The sequence below is a fragment of the Clostridium sp. AF15-41 genome (assembly GCF_003604095.1).
In the GTDB taxonomy this organism is placed as follows: Bacteria; Bacillota; Clostridia; order Lachnospirales; family Lachnospiraceae; genus Coprococcus.
The window spans coordinates 203,387-215,531 of record NZ_QTMQ01000005.1; the positions used below are offsets into that span (position 1 = coordinate 203,387).

General features: G+C 32.7%; 14 protein-coding genes. 13 read left to right on the forward strand and 1 reads right to left on the reverse strand.

From position 1 onward, the window contains the following. Nucleotides 1–322: 322 nt before the first annotated feature. Nucleotides 323–1,321 (forward strand): hypothetical protein, encoded by a 999-nt coding sequence (locus DWW43_RS05765; protein WP_119962992.1) that lies wholly within the window; start codon nucleotides 323–325, stop codon nucleotides 1,319–1,321. Between the two features lie 42 nt (nucleotides 1,322–1,363). After that, a complete protein-coding gene (locus DWW43_RS12300; protein ID WP_243104404.1) occupies nucleotides 1,364–2,179 on the forward strand; it encodes a hypothetical protein in 816 nt (271 codons plus the stop codon). A gap of 315 nt (nucleotides 2,180–2,494) precedes the next feature. Here the strand turns inward: DWW43_RS12300 and DWW43_RS05775 are convergent, their stop codons facing one another. Continuing rightward, complete coding sequence (locus tag DWW43_RS05775) at nucleotides 2,495–3,640, reverse strand: Fic family protein (RefSeq protein WP_119962993.1); 1,146 nt, start codon at nucleotides 3,638–3,640, stop codon at nucleotides 2,495–2,497. 556 nt (nucleotides 3,641–4,196) lie between these two features. Between DWW43_RS05775 and DWW43_RS12020 the strand changes: the two genes are divergently transcribed. From DWW43_RS12020 to DWW43_RS05820, 11 genes are all read left to right on the forward strand, one after another. Then, complete coding sequence (locus tag DWW43_RS12020) at nucleotides 4,197–4,409, forward strand: hypothetical protein (RefSeq protein ID WP_133302401.1); 213 nt, start codon at nucleotides 4,197–4,199, stop codon at nucleotides 4,407–4,409. A 215-nt stretch (nucleotides 4,410–4,624) separates the two neighbouring features. Next, a complete protein-coding gene (locus DWW43_RS05780) occupies nucleotides 4,625–5,296 on the forward strand; it encodes a hypothetical protein (RefSeq protein WP_119962994.1) in 672 nt (223 codons plus the stop codon). 114 nt (nucleotides 5,297–5,410) lie between these two features. Continuing rightward, on the forward strand, nucleotides 5,411–5,860 hold the full coding sequence (locus DWW43_RS05785; protein WP_119962995.1) for a hypothetical protein: 450 nt from the start codon (nucleotides 5,411–5,413) through the stop codon (nucleotides 5,858–5,860). Between the two features lie 37 nt (nucleotides 5,861–5,897). Beyond that, nucleotides 5,898–6,047: a hypothetical protein gene (locus tag DWW43_RS12430; RefSeq protein WP_347475250.1), complete on the forward strand. Its 150-nt coding sequence runs from the start codon at nucleotides 5,898–5,900 to the stop codon at nucleotides 6,045–6,047. 34 nt (nucleotides 6,048–6,081) lie between these two features. After that, nucleotides 6,082–6,180, forward strand: a complete 99-nt coding sequence (locus DWW43_RS12435) for a hypothetical protein (RefSeq protein ID WP_347475252.1) — start codon at nucleotides 6,082–6,084, stop codon at nucleotides 6,178–6,180. Between the two features lie 439 nt (nucleotides 6,181–6,619). Beyond that, the gene (locus DWW43_RS05795) at nucleotides 6,620–8,152 is read left to right on the forward strand and encodes an AAA family ATPase (RefSeq protein WP_119962996.1); all 1,533 of its coding nucleotides are present in this window, start codon (nucleotides 6,620–6,622) and stop codon (nucleotides 8,150–8,152) included. Between the two features lie 2 nt (nucleotides 8,153–8,154). After that, on the forward strand, nucleotides 8,155–9,012 hold the full coding sequence (locus tag DWW43_RS05800) for a hypothetical protein (RefSeq protein ID WP_119962997.1): 858 nt from the start codon (nucleotides 8,155–8,157) through the stop codon (nucleotides 9,010–9,012). A gap of 512 nt (nucleotides 9,013–9,524) precedes the next feature. Next, nucleotides 9,525–9,917: a hypothetical protein gene (locus DWW43_RS05805; protein ID WP_119962998.1), complete on the forward strand. Its 393-nt coding sequence runs from the start codon at nucleotides 9,525–9,527 to the stop codon at nucleotides 9,915–9,917. A gap of 20 nt (nucleotides 9,918–9,937) precedes the next feature. After that, nucleotides 9,938–10,336, forward strand: coding sequence for a helix-turn-helix transcriptional regulator (locus DWW43_RS05810; RefSeq protein WP_119962999.1), 399 nt, complete (start codon nucleotides 9,938–9,940; stop codon nucleotides 10,334–10,336). A 1-nt stretch (nucleotide 10,337) separates the two neighbouring features. Continuing rightward, on the forward strand, nucleotides 10,338–10,778 hold the full coding sequence (locus DWW43_RS05815; protein WP_119963000.1) for a hypothetical protein: 441 nt from the start codon (nucleotides 10,338–10,340) through the stop codon (nucleotides 10,776–10,778). Nucleotides 10,779–10,874: 96 nt separating this feature from the next. Further along, nucleotides 10,875–12,145 (forward strand): hypothetical protein (locus DWW43_RS05820; RefSeq protein ID WP_133302402.1); only part of this gene is annotated, 1,271 nt, incomplete at its 3' end.

Here is a 12,145-nt window from a genome sequence, read left to right on the forward strand (position 1 = left end):
TGGGATAGAGCTGGAATGGCGGAACCTTGGATGGAAAAGGGGAGGCTGGGCTGGTTTTTTTATTTGATTGAAAGGTGACATGGTTTTGTGCCTAGGAATGTTGACTTTGCGTATAAATAGGGGTAGAATCAAAATATAAATAATCGAATAGAGGGGGGATTTCTTTTATGCCTTTTTGGAGGCAGATCTAATTAAAATCCATGAGATGAAAAAATAGAGAAATAAAATATAAATAATTGTTAGAGGTTGTATTGTTTATTTAAGAGTTTGAGTTTATGGAAAATTAGTAGTTTTTTATGATACAAGAAGATAATAAGGCTGTATGAAGAAGATTATATATGCTTATTCAAGAGAAAATACAAGACAGATAATAATAGAGAAATTATTGACAATTGGCTGGGGGGGGCAAGTCATATGGAAGATGCTGCGCTTGTATGTAAAGTGTATTGATAAAGGAGAAGTATGGATGAATTGGCGATCTATTTTAGAAGAAGTTATTTCTGGAAGTCTATTGATTATTATTGGAGGAATATTAGGGTGGTTTGGAGGACTGTTTAAAGGGAAAAAAATATCAAGTAAAGCTGTTGAACGAAAGTCGGAGGTTTATCAGCCGCTATTAGATGAACTTAACAAGTATTCAAACATGAATTGGGGAATTACGAGGGTCATAAAAACCCCTTTTCTAAATGAGGTTGTAAGTAATTCCTATAAATATGCTTTGGATGAAGAAATACAAATGAAGTGTGAACATCTATATGAAACAGTTTATAGTTATAATAGTATAAATATAAAGAGAATTGCACATTCAATAATAGTGGATATTTTTGAAGAAGGTTATACCCAGATTTATGGTGGAATTGTAGATGGTGTGGTAACACATAGTAATGAGTGGGGAGATGAATGGGAAGAGAAAATTATTGCTGAACCAGTGCAGGAGATACGAAGAAGCAATTTTGATAAAGAGATAGAGAGTTTGTTGTTTAATGAGGGTATGTATTCAGAAGCAGTATGTGTTGATTATGAGAATAATCTGTATGAACCAGTTTATGGTGAATTAAAGCGCATTTACCAGTACTCATTGAATATAGTGATTAATGGTCAGAAATATAAAAAGCCAAGTCCTAAGATAGAAATGAATATGTCGCCTGAGGAGTATATAGCATATAATTATGACTTTTTCTCTTTATATAATAAAAATTCAGAAGTAAAGAAAAAATATGAGTTGCGGGAAGAAATAATATATTCCTGTCAGGCTATTGTACAGGATTTGAAAGATGCAATAGAAAAGATAGTTAATAAATATGAAAAGGAAGATATCTAGTAAAGCATAATTTATTTGACTATATTGATAAGGAATAAATGAGTGGATTTTTATAAGGAGAAAGAGAATAATAAACAAATGAAAAGGCATATCAATAATCCATATAAAGTTAATTGGATGTTATACAGTTTGATCGGTGGCATATCCGTGTTGATAATGATTGTTGCAGTTATTTGGAATAATTGTACTCATGATGTTATTTCGGATGTAGTTAAGAATCTTGCATTTGGCTGTGTGGCATCTACTATTGTCGCATTGTTGATTGAAATAGGAAATGTAAAAGAAAAGAATGAAAAAGCTAATAGTATATATGATGCAGTATTCCGCGAATTACAATTCCGTATACTGGATTTTGTGCGAGTTTGGTCTCGGTTATGTAGTGTGGCTTTTAAAGACATAGACTATTATCAGGAAAAGCATACATGGTTAGAATGGTATGAGATTACGAAAAACAATTTTTTTGAATGTGATGAAAACAGGCGAGATGAATTGATGATTTTTTTTAATGATCAAATACTTTATACCCTCGATAATATTGATAAAACGCTTAAACAGATAGATGAACAGCAATATATTCTCAATATAAATAATGTATATAATGAGAGTATGAAGAACATACTTGGAGATTATACATTTGAGGTCTATGGTGCAAAATTAACTCTGGAAAAGGATTATAACAAATGTGATTTCTGGAAATCATTTGATGCTATAACTAAGGATTTCCAGAAATATATATATAATTGGATAGATATAAGGTATTACAATTACTGCAGATTTAAGCCATATGGCTTTTATGATGATAAAGCAGAGGTAATACGTGCGGTGCTTGAGAGTGAGAAAGGAAAGGATAAGGAGTAAGTTTACCATTGACTGATATGTGGGATAGCAGTTGGAAAGCTTGTTGAGAAGATCGAAAGATTTTTACGCAGGAAAGACGCTGAAGAACATAATAACACAAACAAAAACGACCGCCGTTAGTCCTGGCAAGATTAGAACGGGGTCGTTTTTGGCTTTTAATTAATCTATAGGGCTAGCCGTCTATCAGTAGCACCTTTTTATAAGCTGACGATATCATAAACAGAAGTTGATTTCAAGAGTCATCTTACCGGTCTCAGACCTCACAAGTTTATCGAAAGCTGATTACTATTAAAAGTATCGTCGATAGTTAAGTTATTAGGTATCTTTACGAAGAATGTCGAGATATTCGATATAGGAATATATCTTCGTCTTTCCAGATTTATCTGTTTGCTCCAAAATTCCATCACCAATTAAAATAGAAACAACCTTTGACACAGTATTGTACGACATTTCAAGGGCCGTAGCAGTTTTCTGAATATCAATGATAGGATTTGATTCCAAATAGGAAAATACTTTAAGAACGCTGGTACGCTGCCTTTTTGTTAGAGCATCAAATAATTTTATGTTTTTATCGTGTAATGCAGTAAGCTGGTCGATTGTATGGATTGCATCCTCCGCAGAATCTGCGAAAGCTTGAAGGAAAAAAGAAATCCATTGCTCATAATCGCCGGTACGTCGTACTTGTGTCATGCGGTCATAGTATTCGATACGATTCATCTTGAGGTAATAAGAAATATAAAGTGCCGGAGTAGACAGAATTCCCTTTTCCATTAGAAAGAGTGTGATAAGGAGCCGTCCGACACGTCCATTACCATCAAGGAAGGGGTGCGTGGTCTCAAACTGATAGTGAATTAGAGCAGCTTGAATCAAAGGGTCAAGAGTATCATCACTATTGATATACTTTTCGAGATCAGACATGGCAGTTAACATGTCGTCCGGGTTTGGTGGAATATAGCGAGCGTTTCTAAGTGTGCTGCCCTGTCCGCCAATCCAGTTTTGCGAATAGCGGAACTCACCCGGATTCTTTTCTTGTCCACGCACGCTTTCCAATAGAACAGCGTGAGTCTCTTTGATTAGACGATTGCACAGAGGTAGCGTTTTTAGTCGTTCAAGAGCAAATTCGGTCGCACGAATATAGTTGATAACATCAGAAACATCTCGATTTGTGTTGTTATCAATAAGTGGATTTAAGATATCCTCAAGGGTACATTGCGTACCTTCAATCTGTGAGGAAAGAAGAGCTTCTTTACGGACGTACATGGAAACGAAAAGCCCCATGTTTGGTATACGAGAGGACAGCCCTTCAAGAGTTGCTATTTTCTTGTTTGCATCAATAAGTTTCGTGAGAAGCTCACCAGACACCTCAATAGGAGGATTCGGTGGAAGCGGAGCTGGTCGAAAAGATTCATAAGCCATTTCGCCTGATAGATTGCTCACGAGTGTTCCTGCTCGGTTTGTCATGATTGTCTCCTTTCTTCCGAAAAACGAAAATTGAAATTTCTAGGTTGATTTTAACATAAAAATTTCAGAAAAACAACTTGTTATGAAAATACGATATAAAAGAAAATTCAGAAAAATGACTTTTTGTGAAAATGTTCGAGCGAAATCATCATGGAAATTTCAAGTTTAGCATTTCATGTTTTAAATTTTTCCTGAATGTTTCAATGCAAATCGGGGCATTTTTATGTCCAAAAGGAGAGGAAATCCACATAGCATTACCATTGAAATTGGCAGTGATACCACAAAGGTTCTCGTCATTAGATAGATGCGATTATTCCAGCGATGGTATTTCACATGTAGATGAAGAGTAAAATCTATGCAAGAGTTAATTCTACAGATGTAGAATTAACTCTTGCCAGGTAGAATTAAAAAATACATTTAACCCCGGATCTTTCTCGTTTTAGAAAATACTTGCATAGTAAGAACATTTGTTCCACAATGTTTATGGGTGCTATCCTTAGGTTAAGGTGGATGAAAGTCTGTTGTAACCTATTGAGATGGTAGGCGGCTGGCCCTTTTGCGAAAAGGAGGGACTGTTACAAAAGCCCTCCGGACAGGAAAGGAGGGTGGTACGATTATGATGATGGAGTACATAAGTTTGGCAGGATTTATTCTTACCATCTTTATAGCCGGAATTGCAGTTGGAAAACTTGTTGAGAAGATCGAAAGATTTCTATACAGGAAAGAAGCTGAAGAACATGATGACACAAACAAAAACGACCGCCGTTAGTTTTCGTAGGACTTGGCGATCGTTTATTGCTAAATAACTAAGAGGCTAGCCGTCTATCGGTAGCACCTCTTATAGTTTGATGATATCATAAACAGTAGTTGATTTCAAGTGTTAACGGAAAGGTTGATAACAGGACGATTTGATCTTTCAGAAGCCTGCTGATCCGGGTTGATTGTTCTTGTATGAAAGGGAAAGAAGATTCAGGAGTTGATTATATGAAGATTTTTCAAGCAATTGGAGATGAATTGAGTTACAAGGATATTTTGCAATTAGATGGTGCATATTCAGTTGCACATATTAATTATGGGGAATCACCGCTTTTTAATAATATTGATGGCAGGAATATTGCAAAAAATTCAAGAAAGAACAGTCTTTCTTCTAGGGGACATATTGATGATGTTCTTGGCAGTTTGGATGCCTTTAATGGAACAGAGCAGGGGTATAAGAAGGCAGATAGAATTGAATTATGGAAGTTTTATTGGTTGGAATATATAAATGCATTTGACCAGCTTACCCATGTATTACCTAAGTCCGTGGTTACCGTTTATATAGGGAGACAAGCTATTGAATTGGGCTTTAAATATTTGTTGGTACAAAAAAATGTGGTAGAAAAAGATTTGAAAACACATAATTTGAAAGAGTTGGCAGATTTGTTATGGTCAAAGTATTCAATTAATGAAAAATATATGGAATATGTAACCTCTTTTTGCGACTCTTATTGTAGAATGATCGAAGGCGAAAATCTGGAATATTTTAGATATCCGGAGTATAATAAAAGCGCGTATTTTGCCGGCAATCAGCTGGATATAAAATGGCTGTCATATAACTTTGCATTGATAATATTGAAACTGCTGCATTTGGCTGGCTTAGATGATATCTACGAATGATGATGGAGTGCTGGATTGAACGGTACAGCATGATATAGGATTATGAAAATGGATAATCGAGTTTGGTGAGATTTAGAGTTTTGTGTAAAAAAGATTTTTTGAGGGAGAAAAGAGATGAATGAGATAATTACATGGTGTAATCAGAATGAAGGATTTCTGTCTTTTGTTCTTTCTGTAGTAACAATTGTTATAAGTATAATCGCAATTACAACTTCGTTTAAGGTTGCAAAGCTGCCATATAGAATTAAACTGAAAGTTATGCCTGTGGCATATAAATCTCCTGATGGTTTAATGGTTGATTTGGTGATCTATAACCAGGGCAATATCGAGACTGGTATTGACCATATTTCTATAGCGGATAATAAAAAATTAGTGCTTGGAATGTATAGGGGAGATAAGGTATTTATTAAACCCGGGTATACGCAGAAATGCAGAATTGAGATATTTGACAGGATCGAATATATTGAAGAAAATACGATTGATCTGAATAATAAGATTGTTATAACGATTCATGATTCGTATGGCAATGAATATGTATTCAAAAATGGCTTCCCGGTGGGGTAGGGATATTGTAGAAGATTATGTGAAAGGATGATGCAGAATGAGAACTTTTGATGATATGCTTTCTAAACAGTTGCAGGATGAAGAATTTAGAATAGAATATGAAACTATTCAGTCAGAGTTGGATGTTATAAGAGCGATCGTAGATGCGAGAACTTCACAGAATGCGACGCTAGAAAAAACTTGTTGAATGTACCGGGATTAATCAGGCGGGTATCAGTAAAATTGAGAAGGGTACAAGGAATCCTTCCGTTAATCTATTAAAAAGATTAGCCGAGGGCATGGGAATGACTCTTAAGATTGAGTTTGTGTCTAAACAGTAGATGTGATTATGGAATCTTGATCAGAAGATAATGAAATTAAGCTGGAATGGGTAGATTCTTGGTTTGGCAAGGAACTACCCATTCCAGCTTTTTTATTTTATTATGATTGAAAGAAATCATGATTTTTATGTCGAAGAATGTTGACTTTGCGTATAAATGGGACTAATATATAAAATATAAATAATCAAATAGGGGGGAGTTCTTTTATGTCTATTTTGGGGCAGATCTATTTAAAATCCATGAAGTGAAGAATTGAATAAGGAAAGAAATCAACTGATATAAGTCTAGAGAGGATATTTAGAATAATAATGGTAGATTGATTTTTAAATTAAATTTAACAGAGAAATATATGTGAATTTTGTTATTAAAAAAGGTTTTAGTTGGCTATAAAGATATATGTACAGTTGTAGTATTGAACAGAGTAAGGATAGATTAATAAATGAATAGAATAAATAAGATAAAAGTAACGATGGATTTAGAAAATACTGAAAGAAATACAGTTTACCTAATACATGAATATTGGGATGATTGGTTTACGTATGAAACAGAATATAGAGTAGTATATTATGATAACAAGTTGGAGAAATATGAGATAGGATTTGTGAAAATTGGACAGAGAAATCAATCAGAGAGAGTCCCTGATTTACCAGAAGAATGTGCAAGTTTTTCAGAAAAATTTTTTTCTTTAGGGATAAACGAAACTTATTATGAAGCACTAAAAAAGATGCCTATTAGAGAAGAATTATTGATTAAAATGAATGATATAGCTTATGATATAGATTTATTTGAAGAAGTAAAACAGTATAATGTTACGACGGTTTCTTTGTTAAGAGATATTACAAGCACTACAGTTAGAGGACAGTTTAATCGAATGGCTAATGGAGGTGCAAGATTAACAGATTATAATTTTACATATATAGTGCCATCTAAATTTGCAGGAGAAAATAGAAAGCTATTATTTTCGGTCGAGTGTGAAGTGAAACCACCATCTAATATTCATGTTTTAATAGGCAAGAATGGTACAGGTAAGACAACAATTTTGAAAAGAATGCTTTATGCGGTAGAAAGATGTGGAACACCTGAGCAAGTGGGTAAAATGGAAGGCGATTCATTTGCTAATGTGGTATTTGTTTCTTTTAGTGCATTTGATATGTCTATTAGTTCAGATGATTTATCAGAATTTGAGCTTGATATTCCATATACTTTTGTAGGGCTGGTTGAAAAGGAACATATAAAAAGTGGAAAGGTATTGGCAGAGGATTTTTCGAAAAGTTTATATAAAATTATCAAAGGAACGAAAAAAAGCTTATGGAACAAAGCAATTGAGGTGTTAGAATCTGATTCTACTTTTATAGAACTAAATGTGCGGGAATGGTCAAATTATAAAGGGCAACATTATATTGAAACAGATTTGAGTGAAAAAGAAATTGAATCTAGAGAGAGTGAAGAAAAAATAACATTTGAAAAAAATATAATTGCTCAATTTAAAAGATTAAGTTCAGGACACAAAGTTATTTTATTAACAATTGTAAAACTTATAGAGTTAGTGGAAGAAAAGACACTTGTGCTTTTAGATGAGCCGGAAGAGCATCTTCATCCTCCACTTGTTGCTGCGTTTATAAGGAGTCTATCGGATTTGTTAATTTATCGAAATGGTGTAGGTATTATAGCGACACATTCACCAGTGATTGTTCAGGAAGTTCCTAAAAGATGTGTTTGGATTTTGCGAAGATCTGGGAATGAATTAGTGGCAGAAAGACCATGTATTGAAACATTTGGTGAAAATGTAGGTGAATTAACAAGTGAAATATTTGGTTATGAAGTTACTAATTCCGGGTTTCACAAAATGTTAAAAGAAGTATCAGAAAAAAAGAGTACGTATAGAAGTGCAGAAAAAGAATTTAATAGTGAATTGGGAAAAGAGGCTAGAAGTATCCTTAAATCATATATGTACGAAAAGGATAAACAATAAAAATGATTAAATTGAATAAACCGCAAATAAAACAAAAAGATATTGTTGATGATTGTATTGACAATATGAGAGAAAGTATAAAACAGAAAAGATTAAGTGAGTCAAAAAATGAAATAATAACAGTTAGTGAACAATATGATATTCTAGCAGAAAGTGGTAGTTTATTAAAAATGGCATCAAAAGAAAAAACGGAATCAGGAGCAAGTAAGGAGGACTTAATTTATTTATATAATAATAAATTTGCGAAAAAAGGACAATTAGCAAGAAAATATTATGATGAAATTATATTATCAGCACCCAATGGTAAATGTCCGCAGTGTGGATTACGTCAAGTTAAAACATTAGATCATTATTTGCCCAAAAGTAAATATCCGTTATTAGCAATAACACCGTATAATTTAATTCCTTGTTGTTCGGATTGCAATAGAGATAAGTTAGATGGTTTATTTGATTCTCGAGAAAAAGAAACAATGCATCCTTATTATGATGACTTTGATGATGAAGTGTGGTTAAAGGCGACATTAATTGAAGAAGATCCATTAGCATTCAATTTTTTTGTTTTTAAGCCAGATATTTGGACGAAATTAAAATATGATCGAGCGCAAAATCATTTTGAAGTATTTAAACTAAATGATTTATATAAAGCATGGGCAGTGGACAGCATTATTACAGATTTAGGGGGGATATATCGATTATTTCAAAATTGTGGCGAAGAAATTGCTAGAGAAGAAATATCGTATAGAATTTTAGATGTGCGTAAAATAAATAAGAATTCATGGAAAGCTGCTTATTATGAAGCTATAAATATAAGTGAATGGTTTTGGAAACAGTATTTGCCTAATTATAGAATAAACTTATAAGAAAAGGAAATGTAGGGAAGTATTTAAATAATAGGAAGTCATGGAGCACTGCTTATCCTGTGTTACATACACTCTGTATCTTTTAAATTTTGCGAGCCAGTCTGTATTGTCTAATAAAGACAATATGAAAAATAAATAGTTAAGTAAACAATACATGTTTTTATTCCTCCTTGTAACTTTATACATGCATCAACTACACAGTAAATATGTTATTAAAATCAAAAAAAAATAATTTTTTGCAAAAAAAACATGAAAATATTTAAAAATGGGACATGAAAAATAAGTAATTGACAATGCGTACATTCTGTTCTACAATAAAAGAACAAACATTCGAACATGGGTGGGGATTCTATTTAGAATATTCGTAATCACGAATCATATATCCGTAAATATGTATGAAAAATGAAAAAGGCAATATACTATTAGAATTCAAGGCAATTTGTTACTGGAGATAAAGTTTTACTTGATAATATTACTTATAAGTAATATTATATTAAGGAAGGGTGCAGGATGTGGAACTGGAGAAGATAAATATAGATGGAGTTAATGATACTTATGCATTGTCTGTTATAAAAAAGGAATTTAAGGATGCAGTGAATGAGCCATGGAAAGAGGTGGAACCGTGGCAGGGATATCAGAAAAAGTTACTACAGGATCTGGCTGTATTAGATTTGTCTAAAGAGAAAGCTATTGATTTGCCGCAATTTGAAAAATTATCCGGTGAGGAGAATTTGTATTGTATTCATCGACCAAGATCTAGGAAGAATATTCGTATTATATATACTATTTATGATGATTGTATTATTTTATTAATTGCATTTTTAGAGAAGAATTCAGGGGATTATCAGAGGGCGATAAGGACAGCGAAGAAAAGATTGAAATGGCTGGAAAGTGATTATGATTGAAATATGGAGGAATATGAGTCATGGGAATAGCAGAGAAGATAGCAAAGGCAAAACCAACCAGCTGGGTAGTGGATGGTTTGTCGAGAACAGAAATAAAATCAACTGTTGAATTAGCCAGAATTTCTGCAACGATTGAGAGAAAACGACTTGATAAAGAAATGACACAAAAGGAGTTTGCTGCTTTTATGGGAGTCACTCAGGGAATGGTGTCAAAGTGGGAGAGCAGAGATTATAATTTCACGATTCGTTCTTTGAATGAGATTTGTGAAAAACTGGAGCTGGATTTACGTGTTGAATTGGAAGACAGATATCCGGTGAACGATTATACATTGATCCAATTGGATCAGAAGCGGTTCATTCCTCATGATTTAAATGATGGATGGAAAGAGTATTTAAAGGATAAGGGGGCTATCGCATAAAATGGAATTGAATTGTATTGTTGATGGAATAGAGATGGTTGGAACTGTAATTAAAGATCTTTCTGTAAAAAATAATATTGTTGATATAGGGAAAGATGCAAGAAAGAGCTTTGGACTAAATATAAATGAGCCAACATTTGAAAAAATTGAAAATGCAGTAATTGCACAGGTTGCCATTCATTTTCAAATAGAAATAGAACAGGAAGAAAATAAATGTAGCATAGAACTTGTATTGGAAGGGGCTTTTTTATCGAGAAATTGTTTGAATGAAGATGCATTTAAACAACTTGTAATCCTAAATGGAGTTGCAGCATTGATAGGAATTGCACGAGGTAAGATTGAAACTTTGTCAGCAGGTATATTTAATAAAGGAAAGATTGTAATTCCGTTTATAAATGTAATGGATTATTACAAAAGCTTAGCTGAAGATAGTGCAAAATAAATATATAGGAAATCTGGATCATTTAAGGAAGATGAGATTTCTGGTATAAAAGGAACTAATTCAAATTAAATGAATATGGTAGTGAGGATAATTTGTATGGGACAGACATATGATAAAGAATTTGTTGAAATATTACGGAAATATGCAAAAGAAGAATTAAAAAAGCAACCAGACTGTAAAGTAGTAAGTTCATTTTTTCATAGGTGCGACCATGTTTATTCTAGAGGCTTTCATTATGAACAATATGAAAATGCAGAAGTTTTTTTTCAAAAATGTTTTGCACGGGTTTTGGAAAATGCAGATAGACTTCCCGAAATAGAAGAGAAAAAGGTAGTTGACTGTTTGAGAGAATATTTATATAAGAAATATAATAAAAGATATGAGAAATTTTCTAAGATAAAAATTAGACAATGTGATATGGAAATGATATTGGGGGATAATAAAAAAATAATCGGAATATTTACGAAAACTCAATATAATGGTTCGGAATATTTTTCAGATAGGCTGATTAGTTTAACAAAACTTACATATACATATTGGTCAATAGGGCATTTGATAGAAGAAGGTTATGTTGTTGCAAATGAAAGCATAAATTATGATAAAATAAACAATCGAATTATGCTTTCAGGAGTTAGATATAGAAAAAAAGACAATCAAGATGTTATACAGTATCTTCGGGAATTTTATAACAAATTTTCTACTGGTTCGAAATATGAACCTGAAGTTATAGATAATTATCTTAAATATTTGTCCGGACTAAATGAAGAAAATATGATGAAAACTCCTCTTTTGTTACGAGAAGTACGGCTAAGAAAAAATGAAGAGGTATATCATCAGGGACGATTGGATTTTTTGATATTAAATTATCATACGGGTGAGAGATTAGGGATTGAGATATCGCCTAGTTCAACGCATGCAGATATGGGGAAAGAAAAGTATTTGGATTATAGAAAGAAGATGAGAGATTTCTATAATCTATATGATTTGAAAACATTGGAATATACAGAAAACGATATATTGACAGAAGAAAATATTCAAATAGAGATAGAAAATGCTTTGCATATCAAAGAATTGAAGAAAGAAAAGACTTCAACTGAAGTTGTAGAGGAATATACTGCAAAGAAAGATTTTGAAATATTTTATTTGGAATCTCAGGAAACTATTCAGGAATTTAGAAAGATTCTTACGCAGTATGGCATAAAAGATGAATCGGACACTAATTGGAATGATTTGATAATGAAAAATTCATTAATTAATCAAATAGTTGAGAATCTTTGTCGTGAGATGAAAAAGACAATTAAAGGTAAGACAATTAGAAGTATAACTGGAAAATTTGTTAGAACTTTCTTTTATCATTATAATATATA